Source organism: Pseudomonas sp. NFACC32-1 (genome assembly GCF_900101215.1).
Lineage (GTDB): Bacteria > Pseudomonadota > Gammaproteobacteria > Pseudomonadales > Pseudomonadaceae > Aquipseudomonas.
Genome location: NZ_FMUL01000002.1, coordinates 139601 through 158958 on the forward strand (window position 1 = coordinate 139601; position 19358 = coordinate 158958).

At 62.2% G+C, this 19358-nt stretch carries 18 protein-coding genes; 12 read left to right on the forward strand and 6 right to left on the reverse strand.

Features of this window, described 5'->3' with window-relative positions:
• Positions 1-44 precede the first annotated feature (44 nt).
• From dgcA to BLP99_RS04480, 3 genes are all read right to left on the reverse strand, one after another.
• Positions 45-2105, reverse strand: a complete 2061-nt coding sequence (gene dgcA / locus BLP99_RS04470; protein WP_053156152.1) for a dimethylglycine demethylation protein DgcA — start codon at positions 2103-2105, stop codon at positions 45-47.
• Between the two features lie 15 nt (positions 2106-2120).
• On the reverse strand, positions 2121-2651 hold the full coding sequence (locus BLP99_RS04475) for a DUF5943 domain-containing protein (RefSeq protein ID WP_030139308.1): 531 nt from the start codon (positions 2649-2651) through the stop codon (positions 2121-2123).
• 80 nt (positions 2652-2731) lie between these two features.
• Positions 2732-3709, reverse strand: coding sequence for a dipeptidase (locus BLP99_RS04480; RefSeq protein ID WP_072389948.1), 978 nt, complete (start codon positions 3707-3709; stop codon positions 2732-2734).
• Between the two features lie 234 nt (positions 3710-3943).
• Here BLP99_RS04480 and BLP99_RS04485 point away from each other — a divergent pair, with 234 nt between their 5' ends.
• The 3 genes from BLP99_RS04485 to BLP99_RS04495 all read left to right on the forward strand — a co-directional run bounded on the left by BLP99_RS04485 (position 3944) and on the right by BLP99_RS04495 (position 5779).
• Positions 3944-4345 carry a lysozyme inhibitor LprI family protein gene (locus tag BLP99_RS04485; protein WP_092179836.1) on the forward strand — a complete coding sequence of 134 codons (402 nt, stop codon included), beginning with the start codon at positions 3944-3946 and terminating at the stop codon, positions 4343-4345.
• 164 nt (positions 4346-4509) lie between these two features.
• Complete coding sequence (locus tag BLP99_RS04490; RefSeq protein ID WP_072389953.1) at positions 4510-5286, forward strand: bestrophin-like domain; 777 nt, start codon at positions 4510-4512, stop codon at positions 5284-5286.
• A gap of 76 nt (positions 5287-5362) precedes the next feature.
• Entirely contained in the window at positions 5363-5779 is a 417-nt protein-coding gene (locus tag BLP99_RS04495; protein ID WP_072389956.1) for a DUF3010 family protein, read from the forward strand.
• A 66-nt stretch (positions 5780-5845) separates the two neighbouring features.
• Here BLP99_RS04495 and BLP99_RS04500 read toward each other — a convergent pair whose 3' ends face one another.
• Positions 5846-6787, reverse strand: a complete 942-nt coding sequence (locus BLP99_RS04500; RefSeq protein ID WP_072389959.1) for a GlxA family transcriptional regulator — start codon at positions 6785-6787, stop codon at positions 5846-5848.
• A gap of 186 nt (positions 6788-6973) precedes the next feature.
• Here BLP99_RS04500 and BLP99_RS04505 point away from each other — a divergent pair, with 186 nt between their 5' ends.
• The 6 genes from BLP99_RS04505 to BLP99_RS04530 all read left to right on the forward strand — a co-directional run bounded on the left by BLP99_RS04505 (position 6974) and on the right by BLP99_RS04530 (position 12487).
• The gene (locus tag BLP99_RS04505; RefSeq protein WP_072389963.1) at positions 6974-7918 is read left to right on the forward strand and encodes a choline ABC transporter substrate-binding protein; all 945 of its coding nucleotides are present in this window, start codon (positions 6974-6976) and stop codon (positions 7916-7918) included.
• A 71-nt stretch (positions 7919-7989) separates the two neighbouring features.
• The gene (locus tag BLP99_RS04510) at positions 7990-8877 is read left to right on the forward strand and encodes a 3-dehydrocarnitine:acetyl-CoA trimethylamine transferase CdhC (RefSeq protein ID WP_072459110.1); all 888 of its coding nucleotides are present in this window, start codon (positions 7990-7992) and stop codon (positions 8875-8877) included.
• A gap of 183 nt (positions 8878-9060) precedes the next feature.
• Positions 9061-10026 carry an L-carnitine dehydrogenase gene (locus BLP99_RS04515; protein WP_072389969.1) on the forward strand — a complete coding sequence of 322 codons (966 nt, stop codon included), beginning with the start codon at positions 9061-9063 and terminating at the stop codon, positions 10024-10026.
• Between the two features lie 168 nt (positions 10027-10194).
• On the forward strand, positions 10195-10671 hold the full coding sequence (locus BLP99_RS04520; RefSeq protein ID WP_072389971.1) for a thioesterase family protein: 477 nt from the start codon (positions 10195-10197) through the stop codon (positions 10669-10671).
• Positions 10672-10691: 20 nt separating this feature from the next.
• Positions 10692-11855 (forward strand): gamma-butyrobetaine dioxygenase, encoded by a 1164-nt coding sequence (locus BLP99_RS04525; protein WP_072389973.1) that lies wholly within the window; start codon positions 10692-10694, stop codon positions 11853-11855.
• Between the two features lie 368 nt (positions 11856-12223).
• On the forward strand, positions 12224-12487 hold the full coding sequence (locus tag BLP99_RS04530; protein ID WP_072389975.1) for a hypothetical protein: 264 nt from the start codon (positions 12224-12226) through the stop codon (positions 12485-12487).
• 80 nt (positions 12488-12567) lie between these two features.
• On the opposite strand, the gene BLP99_RS04535 is transcribed toward BLP99_RS04530, so the two are convergent.
• Entirely contained in the window at positions 12568-13671 is a 1104-nt protein-coding gene (locus BLP99_RS04535) for a choline metabolism transcriptional regulator GbdR (protein ID WP_072389977.1), read from the reverse strand.
• Positions 13672-14247: 576 nt separating this feature from the next.
• Complete coding sequence (locus tag BLP99_RS04540) at positions 14248-15624, reverse strand: L-serine ammonia-lyase (protein ID WP_072389980.1); 1377 nt, start codon at positions 15622-15624, stop codon at positions 14248-14250.
• A gap of 428 nt (positions 15625-16052) precedes the next feature.
• Here BLP99_RS04540 and BLP99_RS04545 point away from each other — a divergent pair, with 428 nt between their 5' ends.
• The 3 genes from BLP99_RS04545 to choV all read left to right on the forward strand — a co-directional run bounded on the left by BLP99_RS04545 (position 16053) and on the right by choV (position 19084).
• Positions 16053-17000 (forward strand): choline ABC transporter substrate-binding protein, encoded by a 948-nt coding sequence (locus tag BLP99_RS04545; protein WP_072389983.1) that lies wholly within the window; start codon positions 16053-16055, stop codon positions 16998-17000.
• A gap of 63 nt (positions 17001-17063) precedes the next feature.
• Complete coding sequence (gene choW / locus BLP99_RS04550) at positions 17064-17909, forward strand: choline ABC transporter permease subunit (protein WP_072389986.1); 846 nt, start codon at positions 17064-17066, stop codon at positions 17907-17909.
• Positions 17906-19084: a choline ABC transporter ATP-binding protein gene (gene choV / locus BLP99_RS04555; protein WP_072389989.1), complete on the forward strand. Its 1179-nt coding sequence runs from the start codon at positions 17906-17908 to the stop codon at positions 19082-19084. The genes choW and choV overlap by 4 nt, the downstream gene beginning before the upstream one ends.
• The last annotated feature ends 274 nt before the right edge of the window (positions 19085-19358 follow it).

Below are 19358 nucleotides of genomic sequence, written 5' to 3' on the forward strand. Positions count from 1 at the left end.
ACTATGGCGAGCAAGCTCGCTCCCACCGGGTTATCCACAAGCCGTTAGAAATCCTTGCACAACCGCAGGGCGTCGTAGATGGCGGCGTGGGTGTTACGCTGCGCCACGCAGTCGCCGATGCGGAACAGCAGGTAGCCATCGCCGCTCTGTTCCAGGCACGGTTGGGGCTTGATCGCGAACAGGGCCTCGACATCGATCTGGCCTTTGTTGCGCGAACCTTCCTTGAGCGCGTAGTAGATTTCTTCGTCCGGCCGCACGCCGTTCTCCACCACCACCTGGTCCACGACGCGTTCTTCCTTGGCGCCGGTGTACTCGTTCTCCAGCACCGCCACCAGCTTGTCGCCTTCGCGGTAGACCTTCTCCAGCATCATGTCCCCGGTCATGATCACTTCCTTGGGGTACATGCTGCGGTAGTAAGTGGGGAACGAGGTCCCGCCGATGGCAACGCCCGGCTTGATATCGTCGGTGACGATCTCCACCTGGCTGCCCTTGTCGGCGAGGAAGTCGGCCACCGACATACCGGTGAATTCACAAATGGTGTCGTAGACCAGCACATTCTTGCCCGGGGCGACCTTGCCATCGAGCACGTCCCAACTGCTGACCACCAGCCCTTCGGCGGCGCCCCAGTGCTCGTTCTGCTCCAGGTTCGGATGCCCGCCCACGGCCAGTACCACCACGTCTGGACGCAGGTCCATGATGGTCGCCGCGTCGGCCGCCACGCCCAGGCGCAGGTCGACTTTCAAGCGAGCCAGCTCCAGCTGGAACCAGCGGGTGATGCCCGCGATCTGGTCCCGTTGCGGGGCTTTGGCGGCCGTGGTGATCTGCCCGCCAATGAACTCCTTCTTCTCGAACAGGGTCACGTCGTGGCCGCGTTCGGCTGCCACGCGAGCCGCTTCCATACCCGCCGGGCCGGCGCCAACCACCACCACCTTGCGCTTGGGCCCGGTGGATTTCTCGATGATGTGCGGCACGCCCATGTACTCGCGGGACGTCGCGGCGTTCTGGATGCACAGCACATCCAGGCCCTGGTACTGGCGGTCGATGCAGTAGTTGGCCCCGACGCACTGCTTGATCTGGTCGACCTGGCCCATCTTGATCTTGGCGATCAGGTGCGGGTCGGCGATGTGGGCGCGGGTCATGCCGACCATGTCGACGTACCCGCCCTCCAGGATCCGCGTGGCCTGGTTCGGGTCCTTGATGTTCTGCGCGTGCAGCACCGGGACCTTGACCACTTCCTTGATACCGGCGGCCAGGTGCAGGAACGGCTCCGGTGGATAACTCATGTTCGGAATGACATTGGCCAGGGTGTTGTGGGTATCGCAACCCGACCCCACCACGCCGATGAAGTCCAGCATGCCCGTGTCGTCGTAGTACTTGGCGATCTGCTTCATGTCCTCGTGGGACAGGCCGTCCGGGTGGAACTCGTCACCACAGATGCGCATGCCCACGCAGAAATCGTCGCCCACTTCGGCGCGCACGGCCTTGAGCACTTCCAGGCCGAACTTCATGCGGCCTTCGAAGCTGCCGCCCCATTCGTCGGTACGCTTGTTGACCCGCGGGCTCCAGAACTGGTCGATCATGTGCTGGTGCACGGCGGACAGCTCCACGCCATCCAGGCCGCCGGCCTTGGCACGGCGCGCCGCCTGGGCGTAGTTGCCGATCACCCGCCAGATTTCTTCCGGCTCGATGGTCTTGCAGGTGGCACGGTGCACCGGCTCACGCACGCCGGACGGCGACATCAGGGTCGGCCAGTTGAAGCCGTCCCAACGCGAGCGACGCCCCATGTGGGTAATCTGGATCATGATCTTGGCGCCATGCTTGTGCATGGCGTCGGCCAGGTTCTGGAAATGCGGGATGATGCGGTCGGTGGACAGGTTCACCGAACTCCACCATTCCTGGGGGCTGTCGATGGCGACCACGGACGATCCACCGCAGATCGCCAGGCCGATGCCACCCTTGGCCTTCTCTTCGTAGTACTTCACGTACCGATCGGTGGTCATGCCGCCGTCCGTGGCATAGACCTCGGCGTGGGCGGTGCTGAGCACGCGGTTGCGGATGGTCAGCTTGCCGATCTGGATCGGCTGGAACATTGCTTCAAAAGCCATGGCGCAATCCTCGACTTACAACGGCTTGACGATGAACAGGCCGTCGTCGTGGCCTTCTTCGGAACCGCCATAGACCTGCTCGGCCACGGTGCGGATCGAACTGCCGCGGGCGGCGAGGATCTGGTCCATGGCACCGGCGAACCAGCCGGTGAACATGTAGTCGACCTTGCGCCCCACCTTGCCGTACACATAGACGAATGCCGAGTGTTCGAGCTTGACGCTGGCGGTGCCTTTATCCAGGTCGATGTCCTGGATCTTGAACAGGCCCCAGCCACGCTGCGACAGACGCTTCATGTAGTGCTCGAACACCGCGACGCCTTCCAGGCCGTGGCATTCGGCTTCTTTCTCGCACCAGTGCCAGGCGGACTTGTAGCCGGCCTTGTAGAGGATTTCGGCGTAGGCGTCGGCGCCCAGCACTTCCTCGATGCCCATGTGGTTGTTGACGAAGAAGTGACGCGGCACATAGAGCATCGGCAGGGCGTCGGAGGTCCAGACACCGGTTTCGCTGTCGACTTCGATAGGCAGTTGAGGGGCGATTTTGGCCATTGAAACTTGACTCCGGAAATTCGTGATGTTGCCCGCGGCGCGGATGGCCGCAGGTAAAGGATTCGGTGCAGCAGCGGCGTTTATTCGCCCCAGACGTCTTTCAAAACGTTCACCCAGTTCTCACCCATGATCTTGCGCACTACTCGCTCGGAGTGACCGCGCTTGAGCAGTGTCTCGGTAAGGTTCGGGAACTCGCCCACGGTGCGGATGCCCAGCGGGTTGATGATCTTGCCGAAGTTGGTCAGGCGACGGGCGTAGCCCTTGTCGTGGGTCAGCATTTCGAAGAAATCCTGGCCATGGCCCTGAGTGAAATCGGTGCCGATGCCGATGGCGTCTTCGCCGACGATGTTCATGGTGTATTCGATGGCCTCGGCGTAGTCATCGATGGTCGAATCGATGCCCTTGGCCAGGAACGGTGCGAACATGGTCACGCCGACGAAGCCGCCGTGGTCGGCGATGAACTTCAGCTCTTCATCGGACTTGTTGCGCGGGTGTTCTTTCAGGCCGGACGGCAGGCAGTGGGAATAGCAGACCGGTTTCTTCGACTCGAGGATGACTTCTTCGGAGGTCTTGGACCCCACGTGGGACAGGTCGCACATGATGCCGGCCCGATTCATCTCGGCAACCACTTCACGACCGAACCCCGACAGGCCGCCGTCGCGCTCGTAGCAGCCGGTCCCCACCAGGTTCTGGGTGTTGTAGCACATCTGCACCACGCCGACGCCCAGTTGCTTGAAGATCTCGATGTAGCCGAGCTGGTCTTCGAAGGCATGGGCGTTCTGGAAACCGAAGATGATGCCGGTCTTGCCCTGCTCCTTGGCACGCTTGATATCGGCGGTGGTCTTCACCGGGATCACCAGGTCGCTGTTCTCGCGGATCAGCTTCTGGCTCGCGACGATATTGTTGATGGTGGCCTGGAAACCTTCCCACACCGACACGGTGCAGTTGGCCGCGGTCAGGCCGCCCTTGCGCATGTCTTCGAACAGTTCGCGGTTCCATTTGGCAATGATCAGCCCGTCGATAACGATGCTGTCGGCGTGCAATTCGGCTGGGCTCATCAGGCAGTCCCCTTTTGTCGGATTTCATGCGCCGAAACGTGTGCCGGCGCTTTGGGGCCAGCATATGCCTGAGGGCCGTGGCGACCCGGTGCAAAAACGACAGGGGAATTGCCGAAAGCGTCAATCCACGACAAAGGGCTGCGACGGGCCTGCCCTGCCCGTCTGTTCTTTGCCCGGCGCTTGCGCCAGAATCCGCCGCATCACTGGCTTCCACTGGACTCGAGCGGCAACGCAATGAAATCACTCTTCCTGGCTTTGGCATTGATCAGCACCGTGGCACACGCCACCGAAGACACCGAACAGAACCCCTGCGACGCCGTCGAAAACGACGTCCAGACCCTGGCCTGCTCGGCCTACGGCAAGGCCGCCGCCGAGCAACTGCTCAACGACAACCTGCAAAGCCTCCTTGGGCGCCTGCAGACCCGCTACGCCAGCGACAAGGCCCAGCTCAACGACATCACCGGCAAGATCAAGGCAGCCCAACAGTTGTGGCAGAAACAGCGGGATGCCGACTGCGCCATCGCCGCCTTCCCGGCCAATCCCGGCAGCGAAGCCTACAAGATCGCCGAAAACGACTGCATGGCTCAGGTGAGCGACGACCGATCGGAATTCCTGGAGTCGATTGGGCAGGATTGAAGGCCAGGGAACGCCTGTTCCCGTTGCCTGGCCCCTGACCAGCTGGAACTGGGACCTCCTCTGCGTCGCAGGCTCTATCCGTCAACGCCGTCTACACTGGCTGAACAACCCGTCCGATCCAGGCTGTACAGACGAGTCCAACACGATAATCAAGGGATTTTCGTATGCACTCTCTTACTGCCTTGCCCGTCTACGGGTTCGCCATTTTCATCGCCATCGTATTGAGCATCGAGGCCGGTCGCCGGATCGGCAACCGTCACCTGGCCCTGGATCCCGAAGGGGCACGACAGGGCGTCGGGGCCATCGAAGGCGCGGTGTTCGGCCTGTTGGCATTGTTGATCGCCTTCACCTTCTCCGGCGCCGCCACGCGCCTGGATCAGCGTCGCGCGCTGATCGTCGCCGAAACCAACGCCATGGGTACCGCCTGGCTGCGCCTGGACCTGTTGCCGGCCAGCGAGCAACCGGGCCTGCGCCAGGCATTCCGGGACTATGTCGACGCCCGGATCGAGTACTACCAGGACTTGCGCGAGGACCAGATCGACGAGTCCGCCCATGCCCGGGCCAGTGCCTTGCAACAGGCCATCTGGAAAAGCACCGTTGCCGCCCTGCAAAAGATGCCCACCCCGACGCTGGGAACCAGCGCGCTGCAAGCGCAGAACGAAATGATCGACATCACCACGACCCGCGCCGTGGCCCACGAAACCCACCCGCCGCTGGTCATCTATCTCATGTTGCTGACCATGGCCCTGATCAGTGCCTTGCTGATCGGCTACGGCATGGCCGGTACGGCCCATCGCAAATGGCTGCACAGCCTGGGTTATGCGGCGGTCATGGTGTGCGTGCTGTATGTGATCCTGGACTTCGAATACCCCCGCTTCGGCATTATCCGGGTCGATTACTTCGACAAGATCATGCTGGACCTGCGAAAAAGCATGGACTGACCGGCAAAAATCGTAGCGGCGTCCGGCCCCGGGATCGATACACTGGAACACCCGACCTCCAGACCCAAGGGCTTACATGATTATCTGCGGCATAGAAATCAAAGGCAGCGAAGCGATTGTCGCCGTTGCCTCGCTGGACCAGAACGGGTTGAGCCATGTCGAGCTCAAGACCCGGAAAATCAGCCTGGACGACGATGACGAAGCCGCCAACGTCAAGGCTTTCGCCGCCCAGGTACGGGCCTTCGTGACCGAGAACGGCATAGAACGCATCGCCATCAAGAAACGCAGCAAGAAAGGCGAATTCGCCGGCGGCCCCACCACATTCAAGATCGAAGGGGTGTTCCAGTTGCTGGAAGGCTGTGAAACGACGCTGCTGTCCCCGCAGACCATCAATGCGCAGAACAAGAAGCACGACTTTGCCCTGCCTGCCACGCTGAACAAATACCAGCATGAAGCCTACAAGGCGGCCTGTGCGGCGTTGATGAAACAATAATGCCTCAGGCAGCAGATCGCCTGTGAGAGCGAGCCGGCTCGCTCCTGCAAGGGTATGTCTGCGCCATCAGACCACCTTGCGCCGATCTTCCCGCGGACAGCGCTCGAACCGAGCTCGATAACTGCGAGTGAAATAAGACGGCGATTCGAACCCGCAGGCGATGCTCACCTCCAGCACGCTCAGGTCGGTCTGGCGCAATAGCTGGCGGGCCTTTTCCAGGCGCAGGCGCAGGTAGAAATTGCTCGGCGTATCGTTCAGGTGCAGGCGGAACAGGCGCTCGAGCTGGCGGCGCGTGACGTTGATGGACTCGGCCAGCGCCAGGGTGCTCAGGGGCGGTTCGCTGTGGGCCTCCATCTCTCCGATGACGTGCACCAGCTTCTTGTTGCGAATGCCGTAGCGACTGGCGATCTCCATGCGCTGGTGATCCTTGCGCGGACGGATGCGCCCGAGCACGAATTGCTCGCTGACCTGGATGGCCAGGTCAGCACCATGGGCCTGGCCGATCAGGTCGAGCATGAGGTCGATGGAGGCAGTGCCACCGGCACAGGTGATGCGCCGACGGTCGATTTCGAACAGCTCCTGGGTCACGTCCAACTGCGGATAGGACTCCTTGAATGCCTCGATCGCCTCCCAATGCAGGGTTGCCCGGTACCCTTGCAGCAACCCCGCTTCGGCCAGCACCACGCTGCCGGTGTCGATTCCGCCCAGGGTCACGCCCTCCTTGTCCAGCCGGTGCAGCCAGCGCTCCAGGGCCTTGGTGGCAAACTTCAGCGGCTCGAACCCCGCCACTACCCACAGGGTCGCGCCCTTTTTCAGCGGCTCCAATGCCGCATCGGCGTTGACCGACATGCCGTTGCTCGCCAGCACCGCACCGCCGTCGGCACTCAGGACGTGCCAGCGGTACAGCTCGCCGCGAAAACGGTTGGCGACCCGCAACGGCTCGATGGCCGAAATGAAACCGATGGCCGAAAAACCCGGCATCAGCAAGAAGTAGAAATCCTGGGACATGACGCGCACTCGGTTGGCGGGTAGCGTGCGAACCTTGATACGCCAGTTGCAAGGGGCATTCAAGAGTCGCTGTAGTGCAAGAGCGCGTCGCCGCAGTGCGTTTTGCCGAAGGCGCGGCTACGTACCTTGGCATCACCGGTACGCAGATGCCGGGCCCCATAACAATAAGCTGCCGAGGAACCCACCATGAAACGACTGATCAGCACCTGCGTCCTTGCACTGAGCGCTACCACTTTCCTGAGCACCGCGACCCTGGCGGCCGAACCCGCCGCGTGCCAGAACGTGCGCCTGGGCGTGGTCAACTGGACCGACGTCATCGCCACCAGCGCCCTGACCCAGGTGATGCTCGACGGCCTCGGCTACAACACCAAGCAGACCAGCGCCTCCCAGCAGATCATCTTCGCCGGCATCCGTGACCAGCGCCTGGACATGTTCCTGGGCTACTGGAACCCCCTCATGACCCAGACCATTACCCCCTTCGTCGAGGCCAGGCAGGTCAAGGTGCTGGAGCAGCCCAGCCTCAAGGACGCCCGCGCCACCCTGGCCGTGCCGACCTACCTGGCCGACAAGGGCCTGAAGACCTTCGCCGACATCGCTAGATTCGAAAAAGAGTTGGGCGGCAAGATCTACGGCATCGAGCCCGGCTCCGGCGCCAATACCCAGATCAAGGCGATGATCGCCAAGAACCAGTTCGGGCTGGGCAAGTTCCAGCTGGTGGAGTCCAGCGAGGCCGGTATGCTCGCCGCCGTGGACCGCGCCGTGCGGCGCAAGGAGGCCGTGGTGTTCTTCGGCTGGGCGCCGCACCCGATGAACGTCAACGTGCAGATGACCTACCTCACCGGCAGCGAGGACGCCCTCGGCCCGAATGAAGGCATGGCCACCGTGTGGACCGTGACCGCGCCGAACTATGCCCAGCAATGTCCGAACGTCAGCCGCCTGCTGAGCAACCTGACGTTCAGCGCCGAAGACGAGAGCCGGATGATGCAGCCGCTGCTCGATCACAAGGATCCGCTGGAGTCGGCCCGGCAATGGCTCAAGGACCATCCACAGGACAAGCAACGCTGGCTGGAAGGTGTGACCACCTTCGACGGAAAGCCGGCCGCCGAAAACCTGAAACTCACCAGCAACTGACCGATCGCTTCCCATCTGCGCGGCTGCCAATGGCTGCGCAGTGACTCAACACGCCTGAAGGAAACCGCACCATGAACCATGACGTCATCATCACCTGCGCACTCACCGGTGCTGGCGACACGACCGCCAAGAGTCCCCACGTACCGGTCACCCCGAAACAGATCGCCGAGGCGGCTGTCGAGGCTGCCAAAGCCGGGGCCACGGTGGTGCACTGCCACGTCCGCGATCCACAGACCGGCAAGTTCAGCCGTGACGTGGCGCTGTATCGCGAGGTGATGGAGCGCATCCGCGAGGCGGACGTGGACATCATCGTCAACCTCACCGCCGGCATGGGCGGTGACCTGGAGATCGGTGTCGGCGAACGGCCGATGGAGTTCGGCCCCAGTACCGACCTGGTGGGCCCGTTGACTCGCCTGGCCCACGTCGAGGAACTGCTGCCGGAAATCTGCACCCTGGATTGCGGCACCCTGAACTTCGGCGACGGTGACACCATTTACGTCTCCACCCCGGCGCAACTGCGGGCCGGGGCCAAGCGCATCACCGAACTGGGGGTCAAGGCCGAGCTGGAGATCTTCGACACCGGTCACCTGTGGTTCGCCAAGCAACTGATCAAGGAAGGCCTGCTGGACAACCCGCTGTTCCAGCTCTGCCTCGGTATCCCATGGGGTGCGCCGGCCGACACCACCACCATGAAAGCCATGGTCGACAACCTGCCGGCGGACGCGGTGTGGGCCGGCTTCGGCATCGGTCGCATGCAGATGCCGATGGCCGCCCAGGCGGTGCTGCTGGGGGGCAACGTACGGGTCGGGCTGGAAGACAATCTGTGGCTGGACAAAGGCGTGCTCGCCACCAATGGCCAACTGGTGGAACGCGCCAGCGAGATCCTCAGCCGCCTCGGCGCCCGGGTGCTCACGCCGGCGGAGGGCCGCAAGAAAATGGGTCTGGTCCAGCGCGGCTAAACCGAACATGCACAGTGGATCTGCAGTGACTGCAGACATCAAGACCACCCAAGATCACGTGTGTGAGCGAGCCTGCTCGCGATAGCGTCGGCGCATCCAGTGCATTTGCTGCGCCTGGAACACCGTCATCGCGAGCAAGCTCGCTCCCACAGGGAATCGGCGAATCACTTCAGGAAAACCACCATGAGCTTTATCACCAACATCAAGACCTTCGCCGCCCTGGGCAGCGGCGTGATCGGCAGCGGCTGGGTCAGCCGCGCCCTGGCCCATGGCCTGGACGTCGTGGCCTGGGATCCGGCGCCGGGCGCCGAGGCGGCCCTGCGCAAGCGCGTCGCGAATGCCTGGGGAGCGCTGGAAAAACAGGGCCTGGCACCCGGAGCCTCGCAGGATCGGCTGCGCTTTGTCGCGACCATCGAGGAATGCGTGCGCGACGCCGATTTCATCCAGGAAAGCGCCCCCGAGCGCCTGGAACTGAAGCTCGAACTGCACGGCCAGATCAGCGCCGCCGCCAAGCCGAATGCATTGATCGGTTCCAGCACTTCGGGGCTGTTGCCCAGCGAGTTCTACGAAGGTGCGACCCACCCGGAACGCTGCGTGGTCGGACACCCGTTCAACCCGGTCTACCTGTTGCCCCTGGTGGAGGTGGTGGGTGGCAAGGATACCGCTCCCGAGGCCGTCCAGGCCGCGATGCGCGTGTACGAATCCCTTGGCATGCGGCCGCTGCATGTCCGCAAGGAAGTACCTGGGTTCATCGCCGACCGCCTGCTCGAAGCGCTGTGGCGCGAGGCGCTGCACCTGGTCAACGACGGCGTGGCGACCACGGGCGAGATCGATGACGCGATCCGCTTTGGCGCCGGTTTGCGCTGGTCGTTCATGGGTACGTTCCTGACGTATACCCTGGCCGGCGGCGATGCCGGGATGCGCCACTTCATGGCCCAGTTCGGCCCGGCGCTGCAACTGCCCTGGACCTACCTGCCGGCCCCGGAACTCACCGACAAACTGATCGACGACGTGGTGGACGGGACGAGCGAGCAACTGGGCAACCACAGCATCCCGGCCCTGGAGCGCTATCGTGACGATTGCCTCCTGGCCGTACTGGAGGCGGTGAAGACCACCAAGGCCAAGCACGGCATGGCTTTCGAAGAGTAAACCCTGGTTTCAGGGCCAGCAGGTCTAGGTCTGGCCCCATCGCGAGCAAGCTCGCTCCCACAGGTCTGGCGGTGTGAACACGATTGCTTTCACCCAGCAGATCCCCTGAGGGAGCGAGCCTGCTCGCCATAGCGCCAGCCCAGTCACCCCAATTGTCGGACCTGAACCATGCCCACCCTCACCACTTACCAAACCCATATCCGTCCCGAGTGGGTCGATTACAACGGCCATCTGCGCGATGCCTATTACCTGTTGATTTTCAGCTACGCCACCGACGCGCTGATGGACCTGCTCGGCATGGACAGCCAGAACCGCGATACCAGCGGCCATTCGCTGTTCACCCTCGAACTGCACCTCAATTACCTGCACGAAGTGAAGGTGGATGTCGACGTGGAGGTGCGTACGCAGATCATCGGTCACGACGCCAAGCGTTTGCACCTCTATCACAGCCTGCATCTGGCCGGCGGGGACAAAGCGTTGGCGGGCAATGAGCAAATGCTGCTGCACGTCGACCTGGCCGGCCCGCATTCGGCCCCGTTCACAGAACCGACCCTGGCCAGGCTCAAGGCCTTGCTGGACGAGCAGTCCGAGCTGCCGCTCCCGGCCTACATCGGCCGAGTCATCGCCTTGCCACCCGCCCGCTAAGCCCCGATCCGGAGAACGTCATGAACACCGCCGCCACTGTTGCCGACTTCCGTCGTTACCCTCTGGTGTGTGCGCCGGTCACGGCGAGAGCCCTGGACGACCAGGTGCAGGTCACCTGGGCCGACGGTCGCATCAGCCCGTTCCATCACCAATGGCTGCGGGACAACTGTCCCTGCCCACGGTGCGTCTATACCGTCACCCGTGAACAGGTACTGGAAATCGTCGATGTGCCTGAAGACCTGGAGCCCGCCACCCTGCGCCTCGATGACCAGGGCTGCCTGTGCGTGGATTGGCAGGACGGCCACCAGAGCCGTTTCGACCCGGGCTGGCTGCGCGCCCACGCCTATGATGAGCAGTCGCGCAGCGAAAGGCGGGCGAACAGGCCGAAAAGCCGACTGTGGCGGCACGACCTGCAACTGCCGGTATTCGATTACCACGCGGTGATGAACGAGGCCGATGCCCTGTTGCAGTGGTTGCTGGCAGTGCGTGACGTCGGCCTGACCCAGGTCCGTGGCGTGCCCACCGAACCCGGTTCGCTGAAGGCGGTCGCCCAGCGCATCGCCTTCATTCGCGAAAGCAACTTCGGCGTGCTGTTCAACGTGCAGTCCAAGGCCGATGCCGACAGCAACGCCTACACCGCTTTCAACCTGCCGCTGCACAGCGACTTGCCGACCCGGGAATTGCAGCCCGGCCTGCAGTTCCTGCATTGCCTGGTCAATGACGCCAGCGGCGGCGAGAGCATCTTCGTCGACGGCTTCGCCATTGCCGAGGCCCTGCGCCAGGAAGACCCCGAGGCCTTCGATGCCCTGTGCCGGATTCCGGTGGAGTTTCGCAACAAGGACCGTCACAGCGACTACCGCTGCCTGGCCCCCATCATCGCGCTCGATAGCCAGGGGCAGGTTGCCGAGATCCGTATGGCGAACTTCCTGCGAGGGCCCTTCGACACCTCGGTCGAACAGATGCCCAGGCTCTACCGCGCCTACCGACGCTTCATCGCCCTGACCCGCGAACCCGCGTTTCGTCTCGTGCAGCGCCTGGAGCCCGGTCAGTTGTGGTGCTTCGACAACCGCCGCACCCTTCACGCCCGCAACGCCTTCGACCCGGCCACCGGGGCACGGCACTTCCAGGGCTGCTATGTGGATCGGGATGAATTGCTGTCGCGGATCCTGGTGCTGCAACGCTAGACCGTGTCTTCGTCCATCGCGAGCAGGCTCGCTCCCACGACGAGCCTGCGACCCGGTGCGGGGAAGCCTGCTGGTGATAACCGTCCATCAAGCTCGACACCCACGCCTGATTCACCGGGCAAAAAAATCCCCGATCAAGCCGTGACAGGATCGGGGCAGGTTGCGTTACTGGAGGAGCTTTCCCGCGAGGGTGACCAAACCATCGTGATCCAGCTTGAGGCCAGTGTGCCCAGTCGCGGATGACGTCAGTTAGCCGAAAACGACACGCTCATAGTCATTCGGGTCATCGCGACGATTTGCCCTTGCCGCCGCTTCGGGTGGCTACCAGAATCGAGGCAGACCCCAATCCCGGAACAAGGAAAAGCGTCATGATGCACGCCGATTTGATCGACCAGGAAGACTTGCTGGGCCATCTCAAGGCCCTGGGCCTGCAGATACCCAGCGGAGCCACCGCCGAACAGGCCTGCTTGTGCGCCGTGCGTGGCCTGGACAGGGCTCGCGCCAATGATCTGCGCCGGATGGTCAAGGACATGTACACCAGCAGCGCCACCATCCTGCCGGCGGTTCGCCAGGCCATCGACAAGCAACTTCTGCCAGCATTGATGGAATACCAGCAGAACCACAGCGCCTGAAAAAAACCAATCGCGAGCAGGCTCGCTTCCACAGGGTTCTGCTGTGGGAGCGAGCCTGCTCGCGATGAAGGCGCTGCGGTCTACAGCCTTACACTGGCAAACGTCGACTCATTGCGCGCCTGGCTGAGCGCCGACAGCGGGCCGGACAATGGCGACAGCACCATGGCCTGCGGCAGCGGTACCATGGCGACCTGTTGCGTGGTGTTGGAGCCTACGCGCTCGTCCCGTGGCGGAATACCGAAATATTCGCGGTAGCACTTGGAGAAGTGCGGCGTGGAGACGAAACCGCACACCGACGCCACTTCGATGATCGACATCGGCGTCTGCTTGAGCAGTTGCCGTGCACGAATCAGCCGCAGCTTGAGGTAATAGCGCGACGGCGAGCAGTGCAGGTATTTCTGGAACAACCGCTCCAGCTGACGCCGGGACACGGAGACATAGACCGCCAGCTCGTCCAGGTCGATCGGCTCTTCGAGATTGGCCTCCATCAGCGCGACGATTTCCTGCAACTTCGGCTGGTTGGTGCCGAGCATGTGCTTGAGCGGCACGCGTTGGTGATCCTGCTCGTTGCGAATGCGCTCGTAGACGAACATCTCGGAAATCGCCGCCGACAGTTCGCGACCATGATCGCGACTGATCAGGTGCAGCATCATGTCCAGCGGCGCGGTGCCGCCGGAACTGGTGAAGCGGTTGCGGTCGAGGGTGAACAGGCGGGTGCTCATCGACACCCGTGGAAAGGCTTCCTGCATCGCTGCCAGGCATTCCCAGTGCACGCTGCAATCGAAACCGTCCAGCAGGCCGGCGCAGGCCAAGGCCCAACTGCCGGTGCAGACCGCGCCGAGGCGGCGGGACTGACGGGCCTGGCCTTGCAACCAGGACACATGCTCGCGGGTCACGGTGCGCTGGATCCCGATGCCGCCGCAGACAATCACGGTGTCCAGCGGCGGGGCTTTGTGCATGGAGGCGTCCGGGGTGATCTGCAGACCGTCACTGGCCCAGACCTGCCCGCCGTCGACGGTGAGAGTGGTCCAGCGATACAGCTCGCGGCCGGATAACTGGTTGGCCATGCGTAGCGGTTCCACCGCGGACGCCAGGGAAATCAGCGTGAAATTGTCCAGCAGCAAAAAGCCGATGGATTGAGGCGCACGGTTCTGGGGTTGGGCCCCGGAGTTGGACGACGTCATCGCGGTATCTCCTCACACAAAGCGGGTAATGGCCTCAGGCGCAGGCTCTTTTTATTGGTTGTGTTGCCGAGGTTTTCATAGCGAAAACCGGCTTTACAGCGATACAGCAATTGCCGTGCCTAAAACTGAACGTATGTTTAATAAAATCCTGAAAACGACATCGCAACCCGTCTACACAAGGCACGCGTCAAGGATGGTTTATCGGTGCCATCAGGGGCCGCTGACACCGCTCCCTGCGGGCTGTGAGCAGTTCGGTAGCACTTGTGGGAACTGGGCTGCACCGTTTGCACAAGCGGTGTCACCCCAAGCGCGGATGACGAACGGTGGGCACCGCCACGGCAGGGGTCGGCGCAACAGCCACTTATCTGTTTGCGACGCGCCAAAAGGTGGCGTGTTTCTGAGCGGGTGTGCACTTTATGAGCGGTTTCGGTTCTTTGTGGCGAAGGGATTTATCCCCGTAGGGCTGCGAAGCGGCCCTCGATTCATACACCTTGGTGTATCTGTAGAAACATAGAGGGCCGCTTCGCGGCCCAGCGGGGATAAATCCCCTCACCACAGGATTGTGAATACTGCGGGTCAGCACTCCACCGCACTGACCGCCAATCCGCCACGCGATGTCTCTTTATATTTGTCATGCATGTCGGCACCGGTATCGCGCATGGTACGAATCACCCGGTCGAGGGAGATGAAGTGCTGGCCGTCGCCGCGCAGGGCCATCTGCGCGGCATTGATGGCTTTCACCGCGGCAATTGCGTTGCGCTCGATGCACGGCACTTGCACCAGGCCGCCCACCGGGTCGCAGGTCAGGCCAAGGTTGTGCTCCAGGCCGATTTCCGCCGCGTTGCACAATTGCTCCGGTGTCGCCCCCAGGATCTCCGCCAGGCCCGCCGCCGCCATGGCGCAGGCGGAGCCCACTTCGCCCTGGCAACCGACTTCGGCACCGGAGATCGACGCATTCTTCTTGCACAGGATGCCCACCGCCGCCGCCCCGAGGAAATAATCCACCACGTTGGCGTCGGTGACGTCTTCGCTGAATCTCATGAAGTAATGCAGCACTGCCGGAATGATCCCCGCCGCGCCGTTGGTCGGCGCCGTGACCATGCGCCCGCCGGCGGCATTTTCCTCGTTGACCGCCAGGGCATACAGGTTGACCCACTCCATGGCGCTCAAGGTCGAGCCGATGACATTCGGCTTGTTCAGTTCCTGCAGGCTACGGTGCAACTTGGCCGCCCGCCGGCGCACATTCAAGCCGCCCGGCAGGATGCCTTCGTGCTTGAGCCCGTGCTCGACGCAATCCTGCATGGCTCGCCAGAGTTTCATCAGACCACTGCGAATGTCTTCTTCCGAGCGCCAGACCTTCTCGTTGGCCATCATCAATTCGGCCACCCGCAGGTTGTGGCGCCGGCACAGGTCCAGCAGCTCCTGGGCGCTGGAAAAATCGTAAGGCAGCTCGGTGGTGTCCAGGTCCACCACGCCGCTGGAAGCCTGGGCCTGGTCGACGACGAAGCCACCGCCTACCGAATAGTAGGTGTCGCGGTGCAGCTCACCGTTGTCACCCTCGGCCACCAGGGTCATGGCATTGGGGTGGAATGGCAGGTTTTCGTCCAGCAGGCGCATGTCCCGGGACCAGATAAAAGGCACGGGCAAACGACTGTCCAGCAACAGCGTCTCGGTTTCCCGCAGTTGTTCGATGCGCGGGCCGATCCGGGACGGATCGATTGCATCCGGCCACTCCCCCATCAGGCCCATGATCACCGCGTTGTCGCTGCCATGGCCAATGCCGGTGGCCGACAGTGAGCCAAACAACTGCACCTCGATTCGACGCACCTGTTCCAGCAGCGACCCGGCCCGCAGCGCCTCGACAAAGAGCGCCGCTGCGCGCATGGGTCCCACGGTGTGGGAACTGGACGGGCCGATACCGATTTTGAACAGGTCGAATACGCTGATTGCCATTGCCTAGAACCTCCAGAACGGGCACATCCGGGCGCAGGAGCGCCCGGTGACGGAGCTGCTACGCTCAACGCCGGGATGGTCGCATCATCCGATTTTTGCCTTGGAGTTCGACGTCTGACACCGACGCAATCATGCCCACCAACGTCGCCCTGTTCCCGACAGCGTTCTACGCCGTTTTTTTGCGTGTCAGAGACCCGCCGAGGGTGGAAAAAATCTGTAAACGACGTCACCGACACTGGATGCGACCATCCCTGTACTGGATACGACCCACCCTGTAGGCGACAGATTTGCACTGGTACATGATCGGTTACGGCTCGTTTTCAAGGCCGCGTGTCGAGACAGTGTTCACGCGCCACCAACCGCAACATCCAAACAAAGCGCGGTTGTCCCCGACCGGATACCGCCAATAAAACACCAGGAGTCCACTCATGAAAGGTTCCAAGCCGTTGTTGTTGGCCGCCATGCTGAGTCTTCCATTGCTGGCCAACGCTGCTGAGCCACCACAGTGCAGCACCGTCAACTTCTCCGACGTCGGCTGGACCGACATCACCGTGACCACCGCCACCACCAGCGTGATTCTCCAGGCCCTGGGCTACAAGACCAAGACCACCATGATTTCCGTACCGGTGACCTACAAGTCCCTGGCCGACGGCAAGAACATGGACGTATTCCTCGGCAACTGGATGCCGACCATGGAGAACGACATCAAGGCCTACCGCGAAGCCGGCACCGTGGAAACCGTGCGGACCAACCTCACAGGCGCCAAGTACACCCTGGCGGTTCCCGAAGCCTTATATGAAAGAGGGCTCAAGGATTTCAAAGACATCGCCAAATTCAAGAAAGAGCTGGATGGCAAGATCTACGGCATCGAGCCGGGCAACGATGGCAACCGTCTGATCCAGAGCATGATCGACAAGAACGCCTTCGGCCTGAAGGACGCCGGCTTCAAGGTCGTCGAATCCAGCGAAGCCGGCATGCTGTCGCAGGTCGATCGTGCCTCCAAGCGCGGCACCGACGTGGTCTTCCTCGGCTGGGCACCGCACCCGATGAACACACGCTTCAAGATCCAGTACCTGACCGGTGGCGATGATTTCTTCGGTCCGGACTTCGGGGCCGCCACCGTGGCGACCAACACCCGCAAGGGCTACACCGAGGAGTGCAGCAATGTCGGCCAACTGTTGAAGAACCTCGAGTTCACCGTCGACATGGAAAGCAAGCTGATGGGCAACGTGCTGGACGACAAGATGAAACCGGAAGCCGCCGCCAAGGCCTGGCTGCAGAAAAACCCTCAAGTACTCGATACCTGGCTCGCTGGCGTGACCACCATTGACGGTAAACCTGGCCTGGAAGCCGTGAAAGCCAAGCTGGCGCAGTAATCGTTATGCCGGGCGGGTTCGCCCGCCCGGGCTGTTTATCCCTTGCATGCGGACGTTCATACCATGCTGATTGATCAGAAAATTCCCCTGGGCCAGTACATCGCCGGCTTTGTCGAATGGTTGACGCAACACGGCGCCAATACCTTCGATGCCATCGCGATGTCACTCGAAGCAATGATCCACGGCGTGACGTTTGCGCTGACCTGGTTCAACCCCCTGGCGCTGATTGGCCTCATCGCCCTGCTGGCGCATTTCATCCAGCGCAAATGGGGCCTGACGGTATTCGTCATTGCGTCCTTCCTGCTGATCCTGAACCTGGGGTACTGGCAGGAAACCATGGAGACCTTGGCGCAAGTGATGTTCGCGACCCTGGTCTGCGTACTGATCGGCGTGCCGCTGGGCATTGTTGCCGCGCACAGGCCGATGTTCTACACCATGATGCGTCCGGTACTGGATCTGATGCAGACCGTACCGACCTTCGTCTACCTCATTCCTACTCTGACCCTGTTCGGTCTGGGTGTGGTCCCGGGTCTGATCTCCACGGTGGTGTTCGCGATTGCCGCGCCCATTCGTCTGACCTACCTGGGCATCTGCGACGTTCCGGAAGAACTGATGGACGCTGGCAAGGCCTTCGGCTGCTCCCGTCGCCAGCTCCTGTCGCGCATCGAACTGCCCCATGCGATGCCAAGCATCGCGGCCGGCGTCACCCAGTGCATCATGCTGTCGCTGTCGATGGTGGTGATCGCCGCGCTGGTAGGCGCCGATGGCCTGGGCAAACCCGTGGTCAACGCACTGAACACCGCCGATATCGCACTGGGCTTCGAAGCAGGCCTGGCAATCGTACTGCTGGCAATCATGCTTGACCGAATCTGCAAACAACCCGACGCCAAAGTAGGGGGTGACGCATGAGCATCATTCGTTTCGAAGACGTCGATGTTATTTTCTCCAACCGCCCCAAGGCCGCGCTGGACCTGCTGGACAAGGGGCTTTCGCGCCCGGAGATCCTGCAGCAGACCGGCCTGATCGTGGGCGTGGAAAAAGCCAGCCTGTCCATCGAGAAGGGTGAAATCTGCGTCCTGATGGGCCTTTCCGGCTCAGGCAAATCCAGCCTGCTGCGCTGCATCAACGGCTTGAACACCGTCAGTCGTGGCAAGTTGTTCGTCGAGCACGAAGGGCGCCAGATCGACATCGCCTCCTGCTCCCCGGCCGAACTGAAGATGATGCGCACCAAGCGCATCGCCATGGTGTTCCAGAAATTCGCCCTGATGCCTTGGCTGACAGTGCGCGAGAACATCAGCTTCGGCCTGGAAATGCAGGGCCGTCCCGAGAAGGAACGGCGCAAGCTGGTGGATGAGAAGCTTGAGCTGGTGGGCCTGACCCAGTGGCGCAACAAGAAACCCGACGAGCTGTCCGGCGGCATGCAACAACGGGTCGGCCTGGCCCGCGCCCTGGCGATGGACGCCGACATCCTGCTGATGGACGAACCGTTCTCCGCCCTCGACCCGCTGATCCGCCAGGGACTGCAGGACGAACTGCTGGAACTGCAACGCAAACTGCAAAAGACCATCGTATTCGTCAGCCATGACCTGGACGAAGCCCTGAAACTGGGCACCCGGATCGCGATCATGAAGGACGGCAAGATCATCCAGTACAGCAAGCCGGAAGAGATCGTGCTGAACCCGGCGGACGACTATGTGCGCACCTTCGTCGCCCATACCAACCCGCTCAACGTCCTGTGCGGCCGCAGCCTGATGCGCACCCTGGACAACTGCAAGCGCATCAACGGTTCGGTGTGCCTGGACCCAGGCGGCGATTCCTGGCTCGACCTGGCCGAAGGCAACACCATCAAGGGCGCTCGCCAGAACGGAGCCGTCCTGGACCTGCAGAACTGGGCACCGGGGCAATCGGTCGAGGGCCTGGGCCGTCGTCCGACCCTGGTGGACTCCAACATCGGCATGCGCGATGCGTTGCAGATCCGCTACCAGACCGGCAACAAGCTGGTGCTCCACGATAACCAGAAAGTGGTCGGCATCCTTGGCGACAGCGAGCTGTACCACGCCCTGCTCGGTAAGAACCTGGGCTGAGCCTCAACCCTGCAAAAACGCCTCGAGAGCATCGAGGCGTTTTCGTTTGTGCACTGCTGACTGCCTGAAAAGCTTGACCTGGAATGCAAACAAACTGTGGCGGGGGATTTATCCCCTCGCCACAACAGTATTCCAGCCATCAATCGGCGGCTGGCCTTCACACCAACCGATGAGTGTCATGAAGACATCCCAAAAAGTCCTCGCACGCCGTACTGCGGGGTTTTCACACGGGGTAATCCCGACAAAAAGCGGCGACTTGTCATGGAACCTGTTT

What these genes read in the sequence shown, in the direction of transcription:
- BLP99_RS04495 (WP_072389956.1), top strand. Translation starts at nt 5,363, where the DNA reads ATGATTATCTGCGGCATAGAAATCAAAGGCAGCGAAGCGATTGTCGCC.
- BLP99_RS04520 (WP_072389971.1), top strand. Translation starts at nt 10,195, where the DNA reads ATGCCCACCCTCACCACTTACCAAACCCATATCCGTCCCGAGTGGGTC.
- BLP99_RS04515 (WP_072389969.1), top strand. Translation starts at nt 9,061, where the DNA reads ATGAGCTTTATCACCAACATCAAGACCTTCGCCGCCCTGGGCAGCGGC.
- BLP99_RS04485 (WP_092179836.1), top strand. Translation starts at nt 3,944, where the DNA reads ATGAAATCACTCTTCCTGGCTTTGGCATTGATCAGCACCGTGGCACAC.
- BLP99_RS04505 (WP_072389963.1), top strand. Translation starts at nt 6,974, where the DNA reads ATGAAACGACTGATCAGCACCTGCGTCCTTGCACTGAGCGCTACCACT.
- BLP99_RS04525 (WP_072389973.1), top strand. Translation starts at nt 10,692, where the DNA reads ATGAACACCGCCGCCACTGTTGCCGACTTCCGTCGTTACCCTCTGGTG.
- BLP99_RS04475 (WP_030139308.1), bottom strand. Translation starts at nt 2,651, where the DNA reads ATGGCCAAAATCGCCCCTCAACTGCCTATCGAAGTCGACAGCGAAACC.
- choV (WP_072389989.1), top strand. Translation starts at nt 17,906, where the DNA reads ATGAGCATCATTCGTTTCGAAGACGTCGATGTTATTTTCTCCAACCGC.
- choW (WP_072389986.1), top strand. Translation starts at nt 17,064, where the DNA reads ATGCTGATTGATCAGAAAATTCCCCTGGGCCAGTACATCGCCGGCTTT.
- BLP99_RS04530 (WP_072389975.1), top strand. Translation starts at nt 12,224, where the DNA reads ATGATGCACGCCGATTTGATCGACCAGGAAGACTTGCTGGGCCATCTC.
- BLP99_RS04510 (WP_072459110.1), top strand. Translation starts at nt 7,990, where the DNA reads ATGAACCATGACGTCATCATCACCTGCGCACTCACCGGTGCTGGCGAC.
- BLP99_RS04500 (WP_072389959.1), bottom strand. Translation starts at nt 6,787, where the DNA reads ATGTCCCAGGATTTCTACTTCTTGCTGATGCCGGGTTTTTCGGCCATC.
- BLP99_RS04545 (WP_072389983.1), top strand. Translation starts at nt 16,053, where the DNA reads ATGAAAGGTTCCAAGCCGTTGTTGTTGGCCGCCATGCTGAGTCTTCCA.
- BLP99_RS04480 (WP_072389948.1), bottom strand. Translation starts at nt 3,709, where the DNA reads ATGAGCCCAGCCGAATTGCACGCCGACAGCATCGTTATCGACGGGCTG.
- BLP99_RS04540 (WP_072389980.1), bottom strand. Translation starts at nt 15,624, where the DNA reads ATGGCAATCAGCGTATTCGACCTGTTCAAAATCGGTATCGGCCCGTCC.
- BLP99_RS04535 (WP_072389977.1), bottom strand. Translation starts at nt 13,671, where the DNA reads ATGACGTCGTCCAACTCCGGGGCCCAACCCCAGAACCGTGCGCCTCAA.
- dgcA (WP_053156152.1), bottom strand. Translation starts at nt 2,105, where the DNA reads ATGGCTTTTGAAGCAATGTTCCAGCCGATCCAGATCGGCAAGCTGACC.
- BLP99_RS04490 (WP_072389953.1), top strand. Translation starts at nt 4,510, where the DNA reads ATGCACTCTCTTACTGCCTTGCCCGTCTACGGGTTCGCCATTTTCATC.